The organism is Leisingera sp. ANG-S5 (assembly GCF_000813925.1).
GTDB lineage: Bacteria > Pseudomonadota > Alphaproteobacteria > Rhodobacterales > Rhodobacteraceae > Leisingera.
Map to the genome: position 1 here is coordinate 98,539 of NZ_JWLH01000007.1, position 22,968 is coordinate 121,506.

26 protein-coding genes are annotated in these 22,968 nt (G+C 60.4%); 4 read left to right on the top strand and 22 right to left on the bottom strand.

Going from position 1 to position 22,968, the window contains the following annotated elements:
* Positions 1 to 475: 475 nt before the first annotated feature.
* The 3 genes from RA25_RS12445 to RA25_RS12450 all read right to left on the bottom strand — a co-directional run bounded on the left by RA25_RS12445 (position 476) and on the right by RA25_RS12450 (position 1,755).
* Positions 476 to 1,024, bottom strand: coding sequence for an RNA polymerase sigma factor (locus tag RA25_RS12445; RefSeq protein WP_019296345.1), 549 nt, complete (start codon positions 1,022 to 1,024; stop codon positions 476 to 478).
* Positions 1,021 to 1,188 carry a NepR family anti-sigma factor gene (locus tag RA25_RS23010; protein ID WP_019296346.1) on the bottom strand — a complete coding sequence of 56 codons (168 nt, stop codon included), beginning with the start codon at positions 1,186 to 1,188 and terminating at the stop codon, positions 1,021 to 1,023. The genes RA25_RS12445 and RA25_RS23010 overlap by 4 nt, the downstream gene beginning before the upstream one ends.
* A 147-nt stretch (positions 1,189 to 1,335) precedes the next feature.
* Positions 1,336 to 1,755 carry an MgtC/SapB family protein gene (locus RA25_RS12450; protein ID WP_019296347.1) on the bottom strand — a complete coding sequence of 140 codons (420 nt, stop codon included), beginning with the start codon at positions 1,753 to 1,755 and terminating at the stop codon, positions 1,336 to 1,338.
* Between the two features lie 376 nt (positions 1,756 to 2,131).
* Between RA25_RS12450 and RA25_RS12455 the strand changes: the two genes are divergently transcribed.
* Together RA25_RS12455 and RA25_RS12460 are read left to right on the top strand one after the other, a co-directional pair.
* Entirely contained in the window at positions 2,132 to 2,617 is a 486-nt protein-coding gene (locus RA25_RS12455) for a hypothetical protein (protein ID WP_039172722.1), read from the top strand.
* 10 nt (positions 2,618 to 2,627) lie between these two features.
* Positions 2,628 to 2,753: an entericidin A/B family lipoprotein gene (locus RA25_RS12460; RefSeq protein WP_039172724.1), complete on the top strand. Its 126-nt coding sequence runs from the start codon at positions 2,628 to 2,630 to the stop codon at positions 2,751 to 2,753.
* A gap of 105 nt (positions 2,754 to 2,858) precedes the next feature.
* Here RA25_RS12460 and RA25_RS12465 read toward each other — a convergent pair whose 3' ends face one another.
* From RA25_RS12465 to RA25_RS22405, 4 genes are read right to left on the bottom strand one after another with little or no spacing between them, the layout of a single operon-like run.
* Entirely contained in the window at positions 2,859 to 4,343 is a 1,485-nt protein-coding gene (locus RA25_RS12465) for a phospholipase D-like domain-containing protein (protein WP_019296350.1), read from the bottom strand.
* A complete protein-coding gene (locus RA25_RS12470) occupies positions 4,321 to 6,045 on the bottom strand; it encodes a sensor histidine kinase (protein ID WP_241477408.1) in 1,725 nt (574 codons plus the stop codon). The genes RA25_RS12465 and RA25_RS12470 overlap by 23 nt, the downstream gene beginning before the upstream one ends.
* Positions 6,046 to 6,086: 41 nt before the next feature.
* A complete protein-coding gene (locus RA25_RS12475; protein WP_039172727.1) occupies positions 6,087 to 6,644 on the bottom strand; it encodes an RNA polymerase sigma factor in 558 nt (185 codons plus the stop codon).
* The gene (locus tag RA25_RS22405; RefSeq protein ID WP_082008917.1) at positions 6,637 to 6,837 is read right to left on the bottom strand and encodes a NepR family anti-sigma factor; all 201 of its coding nucleotides are present in this window, start codon (positions 6,835 to 6,837) and stop codon (positions 6,637 to 6,639) included. The genes RA25_RS12475 and RA25_RS22405 overlap by 8 nt, the downstream gene beginning before the upstream one ends.
* A gap of 92 nt (positions 6,838 to 6,929) precedes the next feature.
* Here RA25_RS22405 and RA25_RS12485 point away from each other — a divergent pair, with 92 nt between their 5' ends.
* On the top strand, positions 6,930 to 7,745 hold the full coding sequence (locus RA25_RS12485) for a response regulator (protein ID WP_039172730.1): 816 nt from the start codon (positions 6,930 to 6,932) through the stop codon (positions 7,743 to 7,745).
* A 623-nt stretch (positions 7,746 to 8,368) separates the two neighbouring features.
* On the opposite strand, the gene RA25_RS12490 is transcribed toward RA25_RS12485, so the two are convergent.
* The 11 genes from RA25_RS12490 to RA25_RS12540 all read right to left on the bottom strand — a co-directional run bounded on the left by RA25_RS12490 (position 8,369) and on the right by RA25_RS12540 (position 17,379).
* Positions 8,369 to 9,475, bottom strand: a complete 1,107-nt coding sequence (locus tag RA25_RS12490; protein WP_019296355.1) for an alpha-hydroxy acid oxidase — start codon at positions 9,473 to 9,475, stop codon at positions 8,369 to 8,371.
* Positions 9,475 to 10,029, bottom strand: a complete 555-nt coding sequence (gene comE / locus RA25_RS12495; protein WP_019296356.1) for a sulfopyruvate decarboxylase subunit beta — start codon at positions 10,027 to 10,029, stop codon at positions 9,475 to 9,477. Before comE ends, RA25_RS12490 begins: the two co-directional genes overlap by 1 nt.
* The gene (gene comD / locus RA25_RS12500; protein WP_019296357.1) at positions 10,026 to 10,532 is read right to left on the bottom strand and encodes a sulfopyruvate decarboxylase subunit alpha; all 507 of its coding nucleotides are present in this window, start codon (positions 10,530 to 10,532) and stop codon (positions 10,026 to 10,028) included. The genes comE and comD overlap by 4 nt, the downstream gene beginning before the upstream one ends.
* Positions 10,533 to 10,569: 37 nt before the next feature.
* The gene (locus tag RA25_RS12505) at positions 10,570 to 10,980 is read right to left on the bottom strand and encodes a universal stress protein (protein ID WP_039147939.1); all 411 of its coding nucleotides are present in this window, start codon (positions 10,978 to 10,980) and stop codon (positions 10,570 to 10,572) included.
* A 30-nt stretch (positions 10,981 to 11,010) separates the two neighbouring features.
* The gene (locus RA25_RS12510) at positions 11,011 to 11,991 is read right to left on the bottom strand and encodes a zinc-dependent alcohol dehydrogenase (protein WP_039147942.1); all 981 of its coding nucleotides are present in this window, start codon (positions 11,989 to 11,991) and stop codon (positions 11,011 to 11,013) included.
* Positions 11,988 to 12,749, bottom strand: coding sequence for an SDR family NAD(P)-dependent oxidoreductase (locus RA25_RS12515; RefSeq protein ID WP_039172733.1), 762 nt, complete (start codon positions 12,747 to 12,749; stop codon positions 11,988 to 11,990). Before RA25_RS12515 ends, RA25_RS12510 begins: the two co-directional genes overlap by 4 nt.
* A complete protein-coding gene (gene hisD / locus RA25_RS12520; protein WP_039172737.1) occupies positions 12,742 to 14,049 on the bottom strand; it encodes a histidinol dehydrogenase in 1,308 nt (435 codons plus the stop codon). The genes RA25_RS12515 and hisD overlap by 8 nt, the downstream gene beginning before the upstream one ends.
* A gap of 11 nt (positions 14,050 to 14,060) precedes the next feature.
* Entirely contained in the window at positions 14,061 to 15,389 is a 1,329-nt protein-coding gene (locus RA25_RS12525) for a TRAP transporter large permease (protein WP_019296362.1), read from the bottom strand.
* A gap of 13 nt (positions 15,390 to 15,402) precedes the next feature.
* Positions 15,403 to 15,915: a TRAP transporter small permease gene (locus RA25_RS12530; protein WP_039148163.1), complete on the bottom strand. Its 513-nt coding sequence runs from the start codon at positions 15,913 to 15,915 to the stop codon at positions 15,403 to 15,405.
* Between the two features lie 110 nt (positions 15,916 to 16,025).
* A complete protein-coding gene (locus RA25_RS12535) occupies positions 16,026 to 17,171 on the bottom strand; it encodes a TRAP transporter substrate-binding protein (protein ID WP_039147951.1) in 1,146 nt (381 codons plus the stop codon).
* Between the two features lie 22 nt (positions 17,172 to 17,193).
* The gene (locus RA25_RS12540) at positions 17,194 to 17,379 is read right to left on the bottom strand and encodes a hypothetical protein (RefSeq protein ID WP_019296365.1); all 186 of its coding nucleotides are present in this window, start codon (positions 17,377 to 17,379) and stop codon (positions 17,194 to 17,196) included.
* 132 nt (positions 17,380 to 17,511) lie between these two features.
* Between RA25_RS12540 and RA25_RS12545 the strand changes: the two genes are divergently transcribed.
* Positions 17,512 to 18,540, top strand: coding sequence for a LacI family DNA-binding transcriptional regulator (locus RA25_RS12545; RefSeq protein WP_039172739.1), 1,029 nt, complete (start codon positions 17,512 to 17,514; stop codon positions 18,538 to 18,540).
* 252 nt (positions 18,541 to 18,792) lie between these two features.
* Here RA25_RS12545 and RA25_RS12550 read toward each other — a convergent pair whose 3' ends face one another.
* From RA25_RS12550 to RA25_RS12565, 4 genes are all read right to left on the bottom strand, one after another.
* On the bottom strand, positions 18,793 to 19,566 hold the full coding sequence (locus RA25_RS12550; protein ID WP_019296367.1) for an IclR family transcriptional regulator: 774 nt from the start codon (positions 19,564 to 19,566) through the stop codon (positions 18,793 to 18,795).
* A 13-nt stretch (positions 19,567 to 19,579) separates the two neighbouring features.
* The gene (locus tag RA25_RS12555) at positions 19,580 to 20,938 is read right to left on the bottom strand and encodes a TRAP transporter large permease (RefSeq protein WP_019296368.1); all 1,359 of its coding nucleotides are present in this window, start codon (positions 20,936 to 20,938) and stop codon (positions 19,580 to 19,582) included.
* Positions 20,938 to 21,606 carry a TRAP transporter small permease gene (locus RA25_RS12560; protein ID WP_019296369.1) on the bottom strand — a complete coding sequence of 223 codons (669 nt, stop codon included), beginning with the start codon at positions 21,604 to 21,606 and terminating at the stop codon, positions 20,938 to 20,940. Before RA25_RS12560 ends, RA25_RS12555 begins: the two co-directional genes overlap by 1 nt.
* A 102-nt stretch (positions 21,607 to 21,708) precedes the next feature.
* Positions 21,709 to 22,941, bottom strand: a complete 1,233-nt coding sequence (locus RA25_RS12565) for a TRAP transporter substrate-binding protein (RefSeq protein ID WP_039147959.1) — start codon at positions 22,939 to 22,941, stop codon at positions 21,709 to 21,711.
* Positions 22,942 to 22,968 lie beyond the last annotated feature (27 nt).

The following is a 22,968-nucleotide window of genomic DNA, read 5'->3' on the forward strand; positions in this document are numbered from 1 at the left end:
GACACAGTTTTTTAGGCTGCAAGCCTCATTCAATGCGGCCGCGGACGGAAGGGGACCTGAACAGCGGCCAAATACGGTGGAGACCTGCTTGTCTCGGTTAGGCAAAACTGGGTGACACAAGAGAAAATGACCCCCGCCGCAGCAATGTCGGGAGCCCAGTGGAACGACCAAGTTGGGGACAAGTCGTGCAGCGCTTTAAGGCTGCCAGCAGTTGTAAGACGCACAATGCCGGGTTCGGTTCCGAAAAAGTCCTTGAACGCAAACATATCTCCTTATCGACTAGCCCAGCAAAAAAGGCATTGGCCAGCCCCCGCTCTCGAAAACATGTGCATCGGCTGAAAACTCATTCAATTTCTTCAGGGCATGGATGGGGAGCGTAGCGTTGTCCCCATTTGGTAATGCCCAGAAATGAAAACAGGCGCGGGCCACGATTGCGTGGCCCGCAAACTAATCGGGTCAGAAACCGGCAGAGTCCTCAGTTGACTGGGCCATTGGACAGAATTCCCGCAGTTACACTGTCTGTGAGTTCCAGCGCCTCGTCATCTTGAAGGCTAAGCAAATCAGCAAGCGATGCACGCGCGCGTCCAACCCGGCTTTTAATCGTCCCGACAGCGACACCGCAGGTTTCAGCAGCTTCTTCATAGGAAAACCCGCCTGCACCGACCAAGATCAACGCCTCGCGCTGAGTGTCCGGAAGTTTTTCGAATGCCTGCATGAAATCCCGCATGTTAAGGCGGCCATCGTGATCGGGTTTTGAAGCCAACGCCAAGGCCAGCGATCCGTCAGCATCCTCAACCTCGCGCTTGCGCTTGCGGCGCAGCGAATAGAAAGTGTTACGCAGAATGGTAAACAACCAGGCCCGCATGTTCGAGCCGGCATTGAACTTCTCGATATTACTCCAAGCTTTGATCAGAGTGTCCTGCACAAGATCATCTGCAGTTGCCGAGTTCCTGGTGAGACTGAGCGCAAAGGCACGCAGCGCGCCCAGATGCTCAGTCAACTCATCTCGCGGATCAGCTGTCATTGGATGTCCTTCTTGTGAAGTTCAGCTTTGCGCAGCTGCTCAAGCAGATCAGTGAACCGCTCCGGCAACGGTTCCGCCGCCAGCTCGTCAAAGGCATGCTTCAGGCTGCGGTCGATATGGTCCGCTTCACGGGGGACGCGGTGGATGTTCTTTTGCTTCGCCATTGTTCCCTCTGCTCGACGCTCACAGGTTCTCAACGCGTCAAGCAGCGAAATGGTTCCTGCGATGCTGAAAAGAGGACTAGCCCGGGCGACTGCTCAACCAATGCAGAAATCAGTTGGCGCGTTGCTGTCATCATCTGCCCTGCAAAGTTAGTTCATGTCGGGCCGGTCATCTGCGCCACGGTGTGCCATCAAGCGGCTGACCGACAAAAGCAGCGCTGCCAACCCTGCAGTAAGAAAGGCCATCACTGTGAAGCCGAGCCCTGCTGCCATTCCAACCGCTCCAGAAACCCAGATGCTGGCAGCCGTGGTGATACCACCGACACGTTTGTCGCCCTTGATGATCGCCCCTGCGCCAATGAAGCCTATCGCACCCATCAAGCCCTGGGTCACGCGGGTCGGATCTGAAGACAGGCCCTCGGCCTGCATCTGACGGCCAAATTCCAGACCTACGATGATGAAAGCCGCTGCACCAAGTGAAACCATCATGTAAGTGCGGATGCCTACCCTGCGGTGGCGCAATTCCCTGTCCAGTCCCAGCAGTGCGCCGCCGGCCAGGGCAACGGTCAATCGCAATGCCCAGTCCAGCTGTGTTGAATGGCTTGCTGCGCTCGCGAAAAAGTCCACTCTGCCTACCCTCCCGGCACCACTGCTTTTCCCTGCGCGGCTGCAGGGATCTGCACGACAAACACTTGAACCGGCAAAGAGTTCCCTAGCCTGGCATATCTTCGGGTGAGCTGCCAGGAAACAATTCGGGGGCTTTTCCACAGACCGCAATCGCGCATCCATGCTTCGTCTTCCAAATTTCAACACTTGTTCTTCAGTGGTAATCAGGAGCGAACCTGAGCGTTTCCAACTTTAGCCAATCAATTTAGGAACCGTTCAAGAAGCTCGTGCGTTTCTCCGTTGCATCCCCATTCGGGGCAGAAATGTAAGGAGCAAAAAGATGACTCAACTGATCCGAACTGCCGCCCTCGTTTCGGCTATGGCGACGGCTGCTGTGGCCGGCCCCAAAGTCTCCGAAATCGACGTAACAGCAGATCTGAGCGCGATCGAAAACCACTCAGCCGCCGCAGTTTGGACCAGCCTGGAAACGGACCTGGAGACGGCGCTGGCTGAGCGTCTGATCGGACAGATCGCGGATGCTGATACTGAGGGTGCGGAAATTCATGTCGAGATTGACTCGGTTCTGCTGGCCAGCAACTTCGAACAGGCGCTTGGTGTCGGCGAATGGGTGCTGAAGGGCGATGTGGATATCGACATGCCTGATGCATCCAAGGACATGCGATACGATCTCACGGTCTCCGCGGATCAGCTTGATGCCTACTACCCTGAGGGCACCGATCCTGCGACTGTTACCGTTGACAGCGATGCGTTCTATTCCGCCATCATCGGTGCCTTTGCCGGTAACGTGGCATCCAAACTGAAATAAGGAAAACGTTATGCGCATCATTCTCGCGTTCTTCGCGCTGGCCGGTCTGGCCGCATGTGAAACTGCCGAGGGCTTCGGCAGGGATGTTTCGAACCTCGGCAATGAGATCACCGAAGAATCTCAGGAAGCGCAGTAAAGCCTTACTTGTTTTTCCAAAACTGAATGGCCCGGCTCATTCGGGTGCCGGGCCATTTTTTCGTCCGCAGCAAAGCACCTGCGGGCCATCCTGACTGCTGGCGGTTCAAACGATGTCTTCGGTCGCCCCGGGCAAAGGTTGCTGCAAATCCGACATCCTGTCCTGATCATGCAACACTAGTAGACCGCGGCGCGCTTCCGGGCGCCGCACGTTGTTGCGGCGGATCTCATTTTGCCACCATGGAGCTGCTGTTGCCGGGTTCAGCGCTTCAAGCGGCAGATCCTCTTGCCACCAGTGCCGCGCCAGCGCATGCCACAGCTGTCTGACCCTGTCCTTCTGCGGTATCCGCAGAGCCGCTTCGGTATCCCATCGCATTGAGCGCCCATTCAAATTGGCTGAACCAACCATAGCAAAGCACCCGTCAGTGATTAATACCTTGCTGTGGAGATAGATCATGGGGGATCCCGTCAATACAGAGGGCGCATCGCGGGCCGCCATGCGCGGCTGAACCGGGCTGGCAATACAGGCGCGTGTGCCAAAGGCTGTGCTGATCTCCTGCAGTGCTTCGGCCTGCAATGCCATGCCATAACGCGCATCCAATTCACGGCTGCCCTCAAAAGCAACCTCCTCGGGCAGCGCAGGCAAAATCAGGATCAAGGACAAATCCGGGTTGCGGCGCGCCGCATCGGCCAGCCCGCGGGCAATTACGCTGGAGCGCAGGTATTGGGTTTCCAGGTAGACCAGATGCCGGGCCTGTGCGAAGGCCTCTAAGTGATCGTCCTCAATTTCTTTCAGGACCGTCCGTGGCGACAACGCCCAAAACCCGCCGCGGCGCGGCACAGAAAGCGTTCGACGGATGTGTTTGCCTTCGGAGGGGCGCTTGCGCAGGGCGATTTCCTCCTGGAACTGCTCAAGATGGTTTGCTGCCTCAGCGGCTTCTGGCCCACGCACCATCAGCTGCACATCAGCCCATGTTTCGTGCGCTGGTTGGTCGTGCTTCTGAGTGTCGAACCGGCGCCGGTTCAAATCCAAGCCGCCGATGTAAAGGATTTTACGGTCGATCACCGCAATTTTTTGGTGTTGAGAAACCGGGTGAAGCTGCGGCAACCCCTGACGGCTGGCCGCTTGGGGCCGCAATCGTTTGGGCAGGTTGCGCAGTTTTTGCAAAACGAAAGGTGAAAAGGCTATCCGCGGCAACAGCCCTGCTCGCGCGGGATGCATCGCGGCGGAGACCGAGAGCAGGGCCGCCTGCTCAGGCCCGAGAGAGTCAGCAATTTGCTGTGCTTGCTTCAATGTCTTCTGTGCAGCTGCATGCAGCGGAGTGGCCATGACCGGATCAAAATCGCTTACCACCAGCCTGACACGGACACCGCGCCGAAGCGCATCTGAAATGAGATCTGCCCAGGTTTCCCCGAATTGCAATGTTTCCGGAGAAAGAAGAGGCGTGGCAAAATCGAACAAGCGGAAGCTGGCAATGATCTCCTTGCGGGCTTTCAGTACTGCCCGTTCGAAGGCGGGCCAGGCCTGCTCGGCGGTGATCAGTACCTCAAAATCCCCGCGGCGGTGTTCATGCGGCGGGTTCTTTTGCATCTTGCTCCTGCTCCGTCATTGAGGCCTCTGGCGGTGATGCCCCTGCAACGGCGGGGAACCCCAGACGGTATGTATACCTGCTCTCTGTTTCATGGGTGGTGGCATCACCATCAAGCTGTGTGGCAAAGGCTGCCATCAGGCGTGCGCCGATACCGGTGCCCCCGAATTCCTCGTCAGGGTCCAGCATCGGTTGCCCCTTGGTATTGGTCACCTCAAGCTCCAGCCAGTTTTCTGCCGTTTCGCGCAGGCTGACACTGATTGCCGGCCGTCCGCCCTCCGGTACGCCGGTGTATTTCACAGCATTGGTCATTGCCTCCGAGACGAGCATCGAAAGGGTTACCGCCTGATCCTGGCTGAGCGGTCTTTGCGCAACGTCGGTTTCGATTGCTACATCCTGTCCGGTGCCAGAACTCATAGTGCCGATCTCTTCTATCAGCTCGTTAATAAGTTCGCGGCTGTCTACGGTGGAAACGTCCGGATTGGTGTTAAGACTGCGATGGATGGTGGCCAAGCCGCGCACCCGTCTCTGCAGCTGTGCAAGCATTCGCCGGGCCTCCGGTGTTTGGGCGTTCCGGCCTTGCATGTTCATGATGGATGCCACCAGCTGCAGGTTGTTCTTCACACGGTGATGCACCTCGCGCAGCAACATTGTTTTTTCTTCCAGATCAAGCTCGCGCCGCCTTTCTGCTTCACTCAGGATCGCCACCATGCGATTGAAGGATTGCTGCGCCTCCCCAAACTCCCGTGGGGGCGAGACCAGTTCGAGTGCGGCGTCTTCGCGTTCTCCCAATGCATAGCGGCGCATTGCTTTGCGAAGTGCATTCAGGTGGCGGATGACCATCTGCTGAAGGCCGAGGACAGCAACTGATATCCCGGCAAGCCACATCAGCACCGGAAAAACCAGCGTCATCCAGGACGTTGGGCTGGCGCTCACTGACATAGCATTCTCCACTGGCCAGCTCCCAACCACCACCACTTGACCGGGAAGGATTTGGCTCACAGCAAAGAAACGTTCCTGGCCGGAATGCGCGGCTTCAAAGAAAGTGCCGCCGGCCCGCTGAAGCAACTCCCGGCGCGGCACGGAAACTGGCAATGCTTGAATTGCCTGCTGTTCTTCCTCGGTTGCGGACAGAATTTCACCTTGTGCGTCCAAGGTAACAAACCGGATTCCCTGTTCCGCCAAATTCACTTCGGAAGGCAGCTTGGTAAGGCGGTGCGGGATCGCAATGGAAACATAACCCAGAAGGATTCCGGCGCGCTGTACTGGACTGGTTGCCACCAATTGAGGGCCTCCGGCGCCCAGCAAACCCTCGCCCGCCGCAAACGAAAGACGCGAAGCCTGCTGGGCCTTCAGAAACATCCACTTCTCAGACACATCCCCCGTACTGCCGTCTGATGTGCATTCCATTTTGCCGCCGGGGGTGATGAACGCTGCAAAAGTGAACGGGTTCGGGCCTTCTACAAAAGCCTTCATCAGGTTTGTGCAGCCGCCGTTGTCGGACAGTGGAACGATCGCCGCGGCCAGGCCTTCGGTAGCTCCGCCAGCCCTTTGCAGCAATTCACGCTCCCTAGCTGCGGTTTGCTGCGTGCGCGCCAGAAGCGAAGCATGAGACAAGCGGTTGGCTTCCTCGACCACAGCATTGGTTTGGTAAAGCGCTATCAGGCCCAATGGCAGCAACGCAAATGTCATCAGCGCCGCCAAGCGTATTAGAAGGCTGCCAGCCTGAAGCCGCGGCATTGCGATCACGCGGCGCTTCGCTGGGCAACGATCCCAGCCGTGACGGTATCAGTCAGTTCCATTTTTTCTTCGCCATCCAGCTCCATCAGTTCCGTCAAACGGGCACGGGCACGGTTCACACGGCTCTTGATCGTTCCGGTCTTCACGCCGCACATCTCCGCGGCTTCGTCATAGGAAAAACCTCCCGCGCCAACCAGAACCAAGGCTTCACGCTGCTCGTCACTTAAGTGCTCAAATGCCGCGTTGAAATCCCGCATGTGGAGCCGCCCGTCATGATCGGGTTTCTGGGCAAGGGCACCAGTGAGCACACCATCAGCGTCCTCCACTTCGGATTTGCGTTTGCGGTTAAAAGAATAATAAGTATTGCGCAAAATGGTGAATAGCCAGGCCCGCATGTTCGAGCCGGGATTAAACTTCTCGATATTAGCCCAGGCCTTGACGACAGTGTCTTGCACCAGGTCATCGGCAGTGGCGCTATTGCGGGCAAGACTGATGGCAAAGGCGCGCAGTGCACCCAAGTGGTTGACCAACTCATCTCTGGGATCTGGCGCGGCCTCAGTCATCGGAAGATTTCTCTTCCAGCTGATGTGGATTGTGCGCCTCGAGCGCTTCCTTTTCCTTCAGTTTCTTCAAAAGATCAGTAAACCTGTCGGGCACAGGCTCACTTGCGATCTGATCAAAGGCTCGCTTAAGGTTCTCATCAATTTCGCGGTCGGCCTGTTCGTTGCGCGGCCGGGCGTGTTGTGGTCGTTTCATGCAATCCAACAGTTTTCTGCGCAGCTTTTGGAACTAAACGCTTTGAGGCGCGTTTGGTTCCATATCTATTGTAAAAAAAGGGACTACGCAAAATGACCGCTCAATCGGGAGAACTGATCGCCAGTCAGATCGGCGCTAACCTGCCCTATTTGCGCCGCTATGCCAGGGCGCTGACCGGCAGTCAGGACACCGGTGACAAGTATGCGCTGGCGACGCTCGAAGCCATTCTTGCTGGCGAAGAAGATTATGACAGCACGCTGTCTCCCAAATTAGCGTTGTTCCGCGTCTTTCATGCTATCTGGTCCTCTTCAGGAGCTCCCGCCGCGGAAAATGAAGACGAGCCCAGTCTGGCAGCCAAGGCACAGAAACACTTGCGGCGGCTTACACCGAACACCCGAGAAGCGCTTCTGCTTCACACCATCGAAGAGTTCAGCGCAAAAGATACCGGCAGAATCATGGGCGTGAGTGAAAAAGAAGCCTCTGAACTGATTTCAATTGCTTACGAGGAAATGGCTCGCGCCACCTCTGGCCAGGTTATGATCATCGAAGATGAGGCGGTTATTGCAATGGATCTCGAAGCGATCGTGACCGGAATGGGCCATAGCGTGACGGGTATCGCCCGCACAGAAACCCGCGCGAAGGAGGTGGCCGCACAGGTTTCGGCGGACCTCATCCTGTCTGACATCCAGCTGGCAGACAACTCCAGCGGCATCGACGCGGTGAATGGGATTCTGGCGACTCATGGCGAACGGCCAGTGATTTTCATCACGGCCTATCCTGAACGCTTGCTGACAGGTGAGGGGCCGGAACCGGCGTTCTTGATTTCAAAACCTTATACTGAGGAGCAGGTGCGTTCGGCAGTGAGCCAGGCGATGTTCTTTTCGTCCACCGAAACGCTGAAGGCCTGATTAAGCTCAGCGGAGAGAGGTGCTCAGTCCAGGTCCGCATTGGCAACGGAGCAAAAAATGCTCCGTTAGTCATGCACAAGCTAAATCCATTGGGCAGGTGCTGCAAACAACGTTGTCTGCTAGACGTGAAAAGCAATTTGAACTCTGATGCTTCGCTTCCCTTGGAACCTGCTGGCGCAACGAAGACTAGTCTTCAGCGCCAGCTAAAACACAGGATGACAGTTTCAGCACCTGTTGTGTAAGTTTGCGCCAGATACCGCGAGCGGATGACTGGGGTGTGGCCATCCACCTCTAACTTGGTGGAGCTGGCGGCTCTGCAAAACGTGGTTCCCGCAAGCGCTAACTTAGTTTGTCTTCTTTCGCCAAACTTAGTCGCCGAAGCAGCAAATGCCCCATTAGTTTTGCTTATCCATGAGTTTCATATTGTGTGTTGCCAGAAGGCCGCGAAAGGGCCCGCATGCACCAGCAGCTGTTTGTAACCGCCTCCTGTGGCCGGTATTTTCCCGGCGGCGGTCAAGAGCTCCTTCCAGCCGATCAGGGCTGAAACCGCGGAAATGTCCTGCACATCAAGCTAGTTGTTATCTCTAGAAGTGCAGCGGAGTTTGGAATGAGCAGTACCCCTCTTACTTTCGCAGACCGTCACCAACGATTGAAGTTCTTCCGGTTTGCGCCATGGCAATGCTCAATTCTTCGCTAAGGGCATTCCAAAGTTGTTCCAGCCCCGGCTCACCAGCAGCCGCTATCGCGTATTGCAGAATCCGGCCGATAAAGACGAAGTCCGCACCCACTGTAAGAGCTTTGAGAACATCCTCGCCTGACCGGAGGCCGCTGTCATAGAAAACTGGGGCCTCCGGACCCACCGCCGCACGTATTTTCCTGAGCATCTCTATCGGTGCCGGAGTTGCTTCCAATTGGCGCGCGCCATGGCTGGAAACCTGGATGGCATCAACGCCTGCAGCGACCAGCGTGCGGGCATCTTCTACGTCGAGCACGCCCTTCACCACCAGCTTGCCGGGCCAGAGATCGCGCAGCCGCGCCAGTGTGTCCCAAGTGGCGCGCGCCCGGCTTTCGGTTCGGTCGAATTCGTAGCCCTCCATCTCGAAATTCGCCATCACTGGCTTACCTTTCATCAAAGTGGTCAGAGACCAGCGCGGATGCAGGGCAAAATCAATGAACTGCCGCGGGCCGATGCGGAACGGCATCTTGAAGCCGTGGCGCAGCTCGCGCGGGCGGCGGCCGACCTCGGGCACATCGACCGTGAGCACCAGCGTCTGATAGCCGGCCGCGCGGGCGCGCTCGGCCAGCTTGAAGGTGCCAGTGCCGTCGCCGCTGAAATAGAGCTGGAACCAGGCATAGCCCTCTGACGCCGCCAGGATGGTCTCCAAAGGAGTCGAGGCGACGGTGGAAACCCCATGCGGCACACGGTAGCGCGCCGCCAGCCGGGCCAGCATCAGGTCGGCCCCGGGGGCCGACAGGTTGCACATGCCCATGGGGGCAATGCCGAAGGGCCGGTCCGCCTCGGCACCGAAAACCCGGGTGGCCAGCGAGCGCTGGCTGACATCGCGCAGGATACGGGGCCGCAGGGTGATGGCGTCCAGGGCAGCGCGGTTGCGCGCCGCCCCGGTTTCCTGTCCGGCGGCGCCGTCGATATAGTCAAACACCATCCAGGGCAGCCGCCGCCGGGCCAGGCGCCGGGCATCCTCGGCGGAATGGATGGCGCCTGCGCCCATCAGCCGGCCACGGCCTTCATGAAGCGGTCGCGGATCACCACTGGGTCCATCGTGATCACCGGCATCTTGGCGTTGCCGCTGTCGCATTTGACCACCAGCACGGTGGCTTCACCGCTGGCGAGCGCTTCCTCCAGCGCCGGCCCGGTGTCCTTGTCCTGCACCTCCACCACCCGGGCGCAGCCAGCGGCGCGGGCCATGCCCGCCAGATCGGTGCGCTGGCTGGTATAGGTCGGCTGATCACCGGTGGAGCCATAGGAGCCGTTGTCGATGATCATCAGGATGTAATTGCCGGGGGCATTGTTGCCGATGGTGGGCAGGGTGCCGAGATTGGTGAGGATCGAGCCGTCACCGTCGATCACGATCACCGGTTTCGGCTGCGCCAGCGCCAGCCCCAACCCGATGGAGGAAGCCAGCCCCATGGTGCCCAGCATATAGAAATTTGTCGGCTGGTCGTCGATCGCGTGCAGCTCCTGGCTGGGAATGCCGATGTTACAGACCACCAGCTGGTCCCGCAGGATGGGCGCGATCTCTTTCAGGATTTCGGAACGGATCATTGGTCGCCATAGCCTCCCCAGAAGTTGGCGTCGGTCAGGATGGCAACGGGCTTGTTGCACATGAAGGTGTATTTCAGGATGTTGTCCAGCTCCTCGACATCTTTCTGCCAGTGGAAGTGGTAGGCCGGGATATTGAGCTGGGCCAGCAGCGCCTTGGTATGCACCGCCATTTCAACCTGGCAGGCCACCGGCTCGCGCAGCTCGCCGCGGTAGGAAATCAGCATCGGCAACGGCATCCGGTAGTATTGGATCAGCGTTGCCAGCGTGTTGATGGTGACCCCGATGGCGGTGTTCTGCATGATGATGGCGGGACGCTTGCCGCCCATCCAGGCGCCGGCGCAGAGCCCCATGCCCTCGTCCTCCTTGTTGGAGGGGATGTGAAAGATGTCGTCGCGCTGGTCGATCTCCTCGATCACGCCGGCCAGTTGCTTGCAGGGCACGGTCGTGACGAAGGAGACGCCGTTGGCGGCCAGATCGTCAGCGATCCTCTTGTCTATGTTCATGGTGGGTAGCCTTTGCTTCGGAGGTCGTGTTTCTGAGTCAGGAAGTGCGGCAGACATGCACCGCGCAAGGTGCGTGGCGGACCACGCGGGCGGCTGTCGAGCCGAGGAAAAAGTCGCTAAGCCCCGGTTTGTGGGAGCCGACAACGATGCAGTCCATGCCGTGCTGCTCTGCGTATTCGACAATGGCGCGATAGGACCGGCCTTTGACGATTTCCGCCGTCACATTGTCCAGGCCTGCGGTCTTGGCCGCGAGCAACTGGCGGGCCTTGTCGAAGCCTTCGCGCACGGTGTCTTCATCCAGGTAGGCGGTGACCGAACTGTGCACCGCCTCATAGACATGCAGCGCGGTGATCTGCCCGCCCGGATTGCACAGGGTGGTGGCGGCCTTCAGCGTGGTCTCAGAGACCCCGTGATCCAGGGCCATGGGAACCAGGATTTTGTCATACATGGTTGCTCTCCGTTTGCTCCGTGCGCGGGCTCATGCCCAGGGGTCGAGGATGATCTTGGGTGCCGCCACCGCGCCGGACCGCAGGTCGCGGAAGGCAGCTGCGCCGTCCGACAGTGGCCGCTGCTCAGTCCAGTCTATCGGGCCGAGACGGCCGTCGAAGATTGCCTGCGCGGTGTCGCGGAAATCCTGCGCGGTATAGGTGTAGGTGCCGATGAACGTGATTTCCTGCAGCGTCATGCGGCGGATTTCCAGGCCGCCCGCGTCCTCGCCCAGTCCGACATGGGCAATCACCCCGCCGGGCGCGGCAGTTGCTGAGGCTGCGGCGCGGGTGGCGGCATAGCCCACGGCGTCCACCACCAGCGTCGTCATGCCCTGAAACTCCGCCACCACCTTTTGCCCGCAGCGGTCCGTCAGGAAGGCCCGGCGCGCTTCGTTCGGCTCCTGGATGGTCACCTCCGCCACCCCCATCGCCCTGAGCGCCAATGCTGATGCGAGGCCGATGGCGCCGCCGCCGATCACCAGCGCGCGGCGTTCTGTGCTTGGATGCAGCGCCTCCAGCGCCAGCCGGGCGGCGTGCCAGCTGACCGCCAGCGGTTCGGCCAGAGCGGCCTTTTCCAGAGGCACCGCCTCCGGCACGGTCACAAGGTTGCGCTCCGGCATCGCCACGAACTGGGCAAAGGCGCCCTCGCGCGGGGGCATGGAGATGATCTGGCGGCTGGCGCAGAGGTTTTCGCGCCCCGACGCGCAGGCAGCGCAGCTGCCGCAGGTCACCAGAGGATTGATCGTCACCCGGCGGCCCGCCTGCGGTCCGTTCTCGATCACCCCCGCGGCTTCATGCCCCAGGATCAGCGGCGCAGGCCTGCGGTTGTCGTGGCCCAGGTAGGCGTGCATGTCCGACCCGCAGATGCCGGAGGCGCGGATGCGGATCAGATGCTCGCCGTCGCGGCCCGCGGCCATCGGCACGTCGCGGAACGCCAGCGTCTCAACCCCTTCATAAACCAAGGCTTTCATTTCGCCGTGAACCCCCCGTCAACCATCAGGATTTGCCCGGTGACATAGGCCGAGGCCTCCGAGCACAGGAACAGAAGCGGCCCGTCGAGATCCTCCAGCCGGCCGTTTCGGCCGATGCAGGTCTGCGCGGCATTGCGGGCGGCGCGGGCGTCATCCCCGAACACCGCCTGGGTCAGCTCGGTCGGGAAGAACCCCGGACCGATTGCGTTGGCTGTGATGCCATGGGGCGACCAGGCCTCTGCCATGGCGCGAGTCAGCTGGCCGATCCCGCCCTTGCTGGCGCCATAGGCGATGCCGCCGGGAAAGGCGCGGGTTGTCTGGAGCGAGGCGAAATTGACGATCCGTCCCCAGCCCCGCTCCTTCATCGCCGGCACCAGCGCCTGGCTCAGGAAGAAGGGCGCCGAGAGGTTCAGCGCCAGGGTCTGATCCCAGCCCTCCGCTGTCACCTCATCCGCGGTCTGCCGCGTGTTGACGCCCGCCGCATGCACCAGGATGTCCGGCGCCCCGAAGGGGGCGGAGACCGCCTGCCGCAGCGCTTCCAGCCCGCTGCGGTCCGCCACATCCGCGGCCGCATATGCGGCCGCCGGCCCGATCTCCGTGCAGAGGCTTTCCAAAGCCTCCGCCCGCCGCGCCACCGCCACCACCTGCGCCCCGGCAGCCGCCAGGGCGATAGCTGCCTGCCGGCCCAGACCAGAGCTGGCGCCGGTGATGCAAGCGGTCCGGCCTGACAGGTCGAAAAGGGCGTGCGGGTCAGCCATTGGCGGTCAGGTCAAAGGTTTCATCCGGGAAATACTTGGCCAGCCGCACGTCGGCCGCGCGGGCGTGGCCCTCCATTCCCTCCAGCCGGGCAATCCGCGCGGTGGCCTCGGCCACCGGCTTCGAGCCTTCGCGGGTGGCGCGCTGCCAGGTGACAATTTTCACGTACTTGTGGACGCTGAGCCCGCCGGTGTAGCTGGCCGCACGCGAGGTCGGCAATACGTGGTTGGTGCCCGCAGCCTTGTCGCCGTAGGAAACCGTGGTCTCCTCGCCCAGAAACAGCGAGCCGTAGCAGGTCAGTTGCTCCAGCCACCAGTCCAGGTCCTCTGCCTGCACGGTCAGGTGCTCGGGTGCGTATTCGTCTGAACAGGCCGCCATATCCTCGCGGTCCGCACAAAGGATCACCTCGGCATAGTCGCGCCAGGCCGCGGTGGCGTTCTCGCGGTTCACCTCGGGCAGGTCGTTGATGTAGCCGGGCACCAGCCGCATCACTTCTTCCGCCAGGGTGCGGTTGTCCGTCACCAGCCAGACCGGAGAGTTGTAGCCATGTTCTGCCTGGCTCACCAGATCGGTGGCGACGATATGCGCATCCGCGGTGCCGTCGGCCAGGATCAGGCTGTCGGTCGGTCCTGCGATCATGTCGATGCCAACCCGGCCGAACAGGATCCGCTTGGCCTCGGCCACGAATTGGTTGCCGGGGCCGACCAGGATGTTGGCCTTGGGCAGGCCAAAGAGGCCGAATGTCATCGCCGCAACCCCCTGCACGCCGCCCATCGCCATGATCTTGTCGGCGCCGCAGATATGGGCGGCATAGACGATGGCAGGGGCCACGCCCACACCTGGGCGCGGCGGCGAGCAGGCAGTAATGTGCTTGCAGCCCGCGACCTTGGCGGTGGTCACGGTCATGATGGCGCTGGCGATATGGCTGTAGCGGCCACCCGGCACATAGCAACCCGCCGCATCCACCGGGATCACCTTCTGCCCGGTGACAAATCCGGGGGAGATTTCGGTCTCCACATTCTGCATCGTGCTTTTCTGCAGCTCGGCAAAGCGGCGCACATTGTCGTGGGCGAACCGGATGTCGGCCTTCAGCTTCTCCGGCACTTGCGCACAGGCGGCCTCGATCTCCTCGGCCGTCAGCAGCACATTGCCTTCGTACCGGTCGAATTTGGCGGCATATTCCAGAGCCTTGGCATCGCCGCCGACCTCAATATCATCCAGGATGCCCTGCACGATCTTATGAGTCTCGGAGGCATCCGACTTGGGGGTCAAGGCGGCTTTTTTCAGGTATTCACGGGTCATTTCCGGGGGTCCTACTTGTAGATATCAGGAAGCAGCGTGGTCGAGATCGGCGGGAAATAGGCGATCAGCAGCACCACGATCAGCATGGTCAGCACGAAGGGCACGGCGCGGGCGGCGATCTTGAGGATGGATTCGCCGGTGATGCCGGAGACAACGAACAGGTTCAGCCCCAGCGGCGGGGTGATGAAGCCCACACCCAAAGCAGTGATCATCATGATGCAGAACTGGATTTCGTTCATTCCGATATTGTCCGCCAAGGGCTTCAGGATCGGTGCCAGGATCACGATGTTGGGGGTCGTCTCCATCACGCAGCCGGCGGCAATCAGGATGCAGATCATCAGGAGGATCAGCAGCGAGGGATCATCGGTCAGCCCGGTCACCGCGGTCACGAAACCCTGCGGCACGCCCATGATGGCCAGCGCCTCGGCCAGCGGGGCGGAGAAGGCGATGATCGGCAAGATCACCCCGTTCACCTTGGCAGAGCTGACCAGCATCGCCGGGAAGTCCGACAGCTTCAGGGTGCCGAGCAGGAAGCCCATCAGGATGGTGACGACGACCGCGGTGGCGCCGGCCTCGGTCGGGGTCAGGCGGCCTGAGAAGATGCCGTAGAAGATGATCCCAGGCACGATGAAGGCATACCAGCCGGATTTTAGCGCATGGCCCAGGTTGCCCAGCCACTCGCCCAGTCCCATATTGCCGCCGGTCTCATAGGTATAGAGCCGGTTCATGATGATGTTGGTGACCAGGATCGACACCAGGATCGCCAGACCCGGGATCAGCGCGGCCAGAAACAGGGTGGATGCGGAAATGCCGAGTACCAGACCGATGATGATATAGGCGATGGAGGGCGGGATCAGGATGCCGGTGCAGGCGCCCGCCGCCACCAGCGCGCAAGCATAAGGCCGCGGATAACCGCTTTCGACCAGCCGCGCGATGGTCATCCGGCCCACGGCGGCAGCACCGGCGGCGTCAGAGCCGGAGATCGCCGCGAACATGCCGCAGACCAGCACCGTGGCAGAGCCGAAGCCGCCCCGTGTCCAGCAGGTCAGCGCCTCGGCCACATCCAGGAACTTCTTGCTGAGCCCGGTCCGAACCAGCACATCGCCGGTCAGGATGAACAAGGGCACCGCGGTCAGCGCAAAAGCGTCGATGCCGGTGAACAGGCTTTCGCCGATGGCGCTGAGCGGCAGGTCGCCAGACATCACCAGCATGGTGATCGCCGCCGCGCCAATGGCGGCCCAGACCGGCACTGCCAGCGCAATCAGCGCCACGAACATGATCACTGGCAGGTAGAAGTCCCAGCCCAGCTCGACTGTTTGGTTGAGTGAATTCCACAGCATCGCTTAAGGCCCCTCAATCAAACAGCTTGTCGCCTTCAAAGACGGGGGTGCCGTCGCGAAGGCTGCGGTAATCGCGCAGGAAGGATTGCAGCAGGCGCCAGATCATCAGGGCAAAGCCCGCGGGCACCGCCATCAGGAACCACACCATCGAGATGCGCAGCCCGTGGCTGACCGATCCGAATTTGGCGGAGACCAGCACCGTCTCGAACGACCAGTAAAGCGCGACCAAGGCCACGATGAACATCACCAGGTCGCCGAAGATGTAGACCAGCGCCTTGGTGCGAGGCCCCAGGTAATGCAGGATCACGTCGATACGGATGTGGGCGCGCTCCTTGACCGCCGCCGCGGCGCCGATCCAAGCCAGGTAGATAAAGGAATAGCGGACGATTTCCTCGCCCCAGATCGAGGAAAAGGCAAACAACTCGCGCCGGATCACCTCGACCGCCATGGTGATGACCAGCATCACATAGAACACCAGGAGCAGCCAGCGTTCTGCGTTCTTGTCGATGTTTCGCAGGATGTGCATTGCCATTCCCGGGGTTCAGGCACACCCCCACAGCCAGCCCGGCGGGCTGTTGCGAAGGCTGCTGTTGAAAAATGCGGGGGCCGGATGAAGGCGCTCCCGCCCTCTTAGGCTCAGGCGTCGTGGACGTAGTATTTGCCCTGGGTGCCTGCGGCCTCTTCCAGCTTGGCGAAGTTGTCCATCGAGCCTGCCAGCTCGGTCTTGAAGGAATCCCACTCGCTGCGCTGATAGCCGCCGGCTTCCTGCCACTCGCCCAGCTGATCGTCGCTCAGAGCATGGAATTCGACACCGGCCTTGGTCAGTTCCGCCATCGCATAGGCGCGGGCGGAGGGCACTTTGGACAGGTTCTGATGCGCGGTCATTTCCGATCCCCACATCACGCCGTCCTGCACGTCGGCAGGCAGTGAATTGAACCATTCCAGATTGCAGGAATAGACCTGACTGTCTGGCACCGCCTGGGTGAAGGTCACATGGCTCAGGATATCCTTGAAGCCAAAGACATAGAGTGCCCCGACGGAGGGATCGAGCGCATCCGCCACCCCCTGCTTGATGGCGGAGGGCGTCTCGCCCCAGGCCACCGGCGTCGGGTTGGCACCGACCATGCGGTAATACTGCTGCAGCATCTTGGATCCCGGCACCCGGAATTTCACTCCGGCCATGTCGCCCGGCGACATCACCGCGTTGCCGCCCTTGCGCACCGCCACGACGCGGGGGTCGATATTGACATAGAACAGCGCCTTGAAGCCTGCGGCCTCCACTTTTGGGTGCACTTCCGCGTTCCAGAAATCGGAGGTCACCAGATTGGTGAAACGCTGGTTGGAGCCGCAGAGATAGGGCATGTTGATCAAGTCAACAGTGGAGGCGAAAGGCGCAAAATTCGACAGCGAATGCTGCGCTGCCTGAATGGTTCCGCCCTGCACCTTCTGCACCAATGCGCCGCCCGCACCCAGCTGGCCGCCAGGGGCCAGCTTGACATAGATCTTGCCATTGGTGGCGTTTTGGATGTTCTCCTTGAGATCCAGCTGCATGATCGGATAGCTGCGCGACGCGCCCAGCACATAGGCCGTGGCAACGGTCATGATATGCTCCGCTGCACGTTCCCGCTCTTTCTCTTCCTTGGCGGTTTGCGCGGCGGCTTCGGACGACCAAAGAACCCCGCCGGCGCCGGCCACCAGCGCCGCGGTGAAAGAGCCGGTCGAGGCCAGTTTCAGAAAATTGCGGCGCTCAGCAGATTTGAGGCCATCCTTGCCATTCGTCATTGTCTTCCTCCCTAAAGATCCGTCAGCTGCCGTTCTTGTTCTTGTGGTCAGCCTCGCGCTTGAGAATGGCCGCCACGAACAGGATCGAGGCAGCGAACAGAACCAGCATCTCTCCGACATCGCCCAGGAAGCCGCCGCCGCCAAACGCACCCATGGCGACATTGGCAAAGAACACGGCAAAGACGGCAGCGGCAGCCCAGAGAAACATCGCAAATTCCCGGTTTGTTATCCCAATCCCATTTGTAAGCGCTTACATTAATAATGCAAGCGCTTACATTGATAGCTGGCAAGCGCTGCATTTTGTGGTATGACGAGGGGCAAAGGAAATGGCAGACGTCACATGGGAAAAACCCGCTCAGCTCCGACACTTAACGATGTTGCAAAGGCCGCGGGCGTTTCCACCGCCACGGTGTCGCGCTGCCTGAATTCTCCGGATCGGGTGATCGAGGCAACCCGCCAGAGGGTGATGCAGGCGGTCGAATCACTGGGCTACACGCCGAATTTCGCGGCGCGCGTGATGGCAGCCAAACGCAGCTTCACCATCGGCGCCATCATTCCGACCATGGACAACGCCATTTTTGCCCGCGGCCTGCAGGCCTTTCAAGACCAGCTGCACGAGAAGGGCTATACGCTCCTGGTGTCCAGTTCGGTCTACGACTCTGAGGCGGAACGCGAGCAGATCCGCACCCTGGTGGCCCGCGGCGCCGACGGGCTGCTGCTGATCGGGCACGCGCGCGACGCAGAAATCTACGAGTATCTGGAGCGCCACCAGATCCCGTCACTGGTCGCCTGGTCCTACGATCCCGAGGCACAGCGGCCCTCTGTCGGTTTCAGAAACACAGACGCAATGTGCGAACTGGCGCGGAGCGTGATTTCGGCCGGCCACCGGCGGATTGCCATGATCTCGGGCATGACACAGGGCAACGACCGGGCGCAGGGCCGTTTGCAGGGCGTCAGGCAGGCAATGGAGGAGGGTGGACTGGACACCAGCGACTTAAAAGTGATCGAAACAGCATATGAAATTGACAAGGGGGCTGAGGCCTTCGCCCAGTTAATGGACCTGACGCCTCGCCCAACAGTGGTTATATGCGGCAACGATGTACTGGCTGCAGGGGCCGTGCACGAAGCACGAAAGTTGGGGATTAAGGTACCAGAGCAGGTATCCGTCACGGGCTTTGATGATATCGAGCTGGCGGAGATCGTTAGCCCAGCCCTGACCACCGTTCACGTTCCGCACCGAGAAATGGGACGCAAGGCAGCGTGCGAACTGACAGCAATGGTTGAAGGCAAGTCGGAAGGCAGAACAATCTGCATCAGTACAAGGCTTGTTACCCGCGACTCTTTGGCAATGCCGCCTTTTCTTTCATAAAGAAAGACTCGCAAAATAGGTTAGTGCACCTGACACTTACGGAATAGCAAATTCCAAATGGTCCGCCCGAGGCTCACCTGATCGTTTCATTTCCGGCACCACCGCTCCCTGTCGCCCCAAATGAGGACAGTCTGATTGGAGCATTTTCCTCCAAACATGACACGGTGAATTGCCAAGCCGGAAAATTACCTCACTTCCGCTTCAAGAAACATCAGGTTTCGGACTGGCTAATGAGTTTTGCACCAAAACGTGTCAGATCAATTTCCCAAGAGCTCTGGCTCCTTTTTGCAAGGACGGCAGAAACTCCATCAACTCAGACAAACTGCGGCGCTGCACTGGGGCATGAACCGAGAGTGTTGCTAGCAGCCGGTTGCGGGCATCCCTGACTGGAACAGCAACGGCGGCCATTCCAGCTATGAATTCCTCATCATCAGTGGAATAATCGCGGCTTTCGATCGTCTCAAGCTCTGCGCTGAGCGCATCAGGATCCGTACAGGTCTGCCCGGTTAACGCTTCGAGAGTACGCGCACGCAAGACAGCTACCCGTGTGCTTGGTTTTAGAGTAGATAGATACATCTTGCCACTTGCTGTGCAATGGAAGGGAACCTGAGTGCCTATTGGCAGTTGAATACGCAGTGGCCATTTGGTTTCCACCCGGTCCAAATAAAGCATCCCCTCACGGTCCGGGATTGCCAGATTGCATGTTTCTCCCAATTCTTCAGCAACGCCTTTGAGAATGATCAAACGCGCTGTGCTCAAATGTTCCGACGACATAGTAGCAAGTGCCAGCTTGCGCAGCCTCGGCCCGGGCCCGTAGGCCCGCCCGTCGAGGTCGCGCTGCAGGAAACCCTCGGCCTCGGCTGTTTGCATCAGCCGGTGCACGGTGGGCTTGGGCAGGCCCATCGCCTCGATCATCTCGGCCGGCTTCACCGCGACGCCGCGGCGGGCGACCTCCTCCAGCAGCACCAGAAGGCGCAGGTTGGTGGGGATCTGCCCCTCTTTCTTTTCCGGCGCATCTGCTGCCATCGCCGCCTCATCGCTACTTGTTGGGCAGCAGCACCAGCGCGAAATCAGGAACCAGTGAGACCAGTACCCAGACCCCGATCAGGGCTGCAAGGTAAGGAACCGTATAGCGGAGCAGGCGGAAATACGGAACACCGGTCACACCGGATGCGACGTAGAGGTTCAGCCCGTAGGGCGGGGTGATGAAGCCGATGGAGGCGCCGACTAGGAAGATCACTGAGAAATGGATCGGGTCGACCCCAACAGAGGCCGCGATGGGGGCCAGGATCGGCGCCAGGATGATGGTCACCGGCAGGCTTTCCAGCACCATGCCGGAGAAGAACACGATGACCATCGAGGTGAACAGCACCGCATGGTAGCCACCCATTGAAGTGACAAACCCGCCGATCGCCTGCTGCGCCCCGAGGAGCGACAGGATCTGCTGCATCACCACGGAAATCGCGATCAGCGGCGCCAGAATGCCAGTGATCTGGGCCGAGCGCACCACGATGCCGGGGATCTGCGGGATGGTGAAACCCTCAACCACCAGCATTTCAGCATAGGATTTTTCTTCCCACGTCTTGTCACTGCGGGCACCGGTGATTTTGGTCACCACCCAAGACAGCACGCCCGCAATCACGCAGAAACCAACGGTAACGCCCGCCGCCTCAGTAGGGGAGAACTTGCCGGTGTAGATGCCCCACAGCACCAGCCCGATGGCAAAGAAGCCAAGCCAGGCGCCGAAGGCTGTTTTCAGGACCCGGTTCAGCTGCAAGGGGATCAGGAAGCCCCAGCCGTTCTTGCGGCAGATGATCCAGCAGGCCAGCTGCATGCCGATGACCATCATCGCGCCAGGCAGGATGCCCGCGACGAACAGGTCGGAAATCGGCAGGTTCATCAGGAACCCGTAGACGATAAAGATGATCGACGGCGGGATGATGATGCCCACGGTGCCGCCCGCGGCGGCGGTGGCCGCCGAGAAACGCTCGTCATAGCCGCCCTTGACCATTTCCGGGTGCAGCATCGAGCCGATGGTGGCCGTTGTCGCCGAGTTAGAGCCTGAAATGGCGGCAAACAGCCCGCAGGCGCCGAGCGAGGCCATCGCCAGCCCGCCGCGCATCCAGCCAAGGCAGGCATAGGCAAAATCCGAAAGGCGCCGGGCGATGCCGGACTGGTTGATCAGGTCGCCGGTCAGGATGAACAGCGGCATCGCCAGGAGCGCAAAGCCCTTGTTGAACACATTCAGAAGCTCCGCCCCCATGTTGTCGAGCGTCAGCCCCAGCACGAAGGAGCAACCGATCACCCAATAGCCGATCACCAGCAGCACCGGCACGCCCAGCATGAACAGGAAGGTGACCCCAATCGAGATCAGCGTGACCCAGGTTCCCGTATCCATTACACGTCTCCTCCGATCACAGCCTGTTTGATCAGCGGCGCGCCGCTGCGGTAGTTGCGGATGTCGTCGGCCAGGTTTTCAAACACCCGGGCGATCATCAGGACAAAGGACAGGGGCGCGGTGATCAGGAACCACCACTGCAGCACGCTGTCGGTGCCCAGCACGATCTGGAAATTCGAGGCCGACAGCGCCGTCAGCCGGGTGGTGGTGACAAAGACGATCACCGCAAAGCCGAACCACAGGACCGCATCCAACGTCAGGCAGCCCATCTGCGCCCAGCGGGGCATGACGGTGCGGAATTCCGAGAAGCTGAGATGGGTCCGCAGCCGCACGTTGAAGGCGGCCCCGAACCAAGCCATGATCATGAACAGCAGCGGCGGAATGGTGGTGGACCAGGGCTGCTGGTTCTTGAACACGAAGCGGTCAATCACACCCCAGAAAATGATGAAGGCAATCGCCAGGTAGCTCCACACCATGATGGTGCGCTCCAGGTGCCGGTCCATCAGCGGCACCAGCCGGTAGACCAGCATCACCAGAAGGCCGCCGAGCGCGGCGGCGGCGGTGCCCAGCACCCAAGCGGCATTGCTTTCTAGGGCATTGCGGATTTCCCAGCTATCCTGGGACGCGAAGGCGCTGAAAATGGCAGCGATATCCGGCCAAAGCTGCATGTGTTCCTCCCCTCATTGCCCCTGTGATCCTGCCGGATCCTGTCGGGCAAACAAGGCCGACGCAATCTGGCACCGGCCCTATGCTCATTGTTCAGGCCTTTGTCAGCCCTTCCACCAGCGGCGCGGTTCTACGTTTTCGGGCTTCATGTCTTTGTCGACTTCGCGCGCGATGGTGTAGATTTCCTGGTAGGTGTCGATGCCGCCAGCCCATTTGTTCAGGCGGTCGCGCCACTGCTCCCACAGCTGCGGCTGGAACTCGGGCGAGCACATTTCCTCGGCCATGCGGATTTCGCTGTCTGGCAGGAAGGCCGGGCGGACGCCGTGTTCCGCAAACACCGTGCCCGGCAGCTGCGGGTCGGAGAAGCCGACGGTCTTCACCAGCGCCGCCTCGTTTGCAGCCTGCACATGGGCCTGTGCCCAATAGGCGCTCTCCATCACCGCGTCCTGCAGATAGCCCTCGAGGCCGTCGAAGACCTTCGCCGACATCGAGGTATGCTCGGTGCCGCAGAAGAACTTGAGATCGACGGACTGCGAGACCACTGGCGCCATGTTGGCATAGGCCACTGCGGAAGCCCAGGTTTCGGCGCCGTCGATCAGGCCCTGCTTCAGCCCGTCGAGGGTCTCTTCCCATGCCACTGGCACAGGGTTCAGGTTCAGGGCATTCATCGCAATCCGGCCCAGCTGGGTGCCGGTAACGCGGTTCTTGGTCCCGAACAGCTGCTCCAGCTTGGTGATGGTCGGCTGGTCCTTGTATTTCAAGCCCAGCTGGATGCCGCGCAGCTCGCAATGGCTGAACAGGAACTTCAGGCCGTGGCGCTTCTCCAGCGGGTCGCGCAGGATTTCCTGGCTCTTCGGGTGATAGAGGAAATGGTACTGGGACGCGCGGCCTGGGAACATGAAGGCATAGTCCAGCACGTTCAGGTAGGGTGCGCCGCCGGCCGAGTTCTGGGTTGAAGCGGCGTAGATGTCGACAATCCCCTGCTGGGTTTTCTCGACGCAGCTCAGCTGGCCGCAGATCTGGTTGTCGCCGATGAACTCTATACGGATCTCGCCGTCGGTACGGGCCTCAAGGTCCCGGGCAAACTCCAGCGCGCCGGCCCGTTCGATCAGCAGGTTGCGCGCGTTGAAGCCGGAAGCGCCGAACTTCAGCGTGTGCTTGGCGGGCTTAGCGTAGCGCTTCTCATAGGTCGATTCCGCAGCCGAGGCGAGATTCGCCAGGCTCATCGCGCCGCCGAAACCGCCTGCTGCCAGCAGCGTCGAGCTCATCCCGTAAGTGCCTGCAACGCGGAACAGATCCCGCCGCGAAATACGGCTCAGTTTGTTAGTAAGCCCCATAATTCTCCTCCCTAAGATCAATTATTG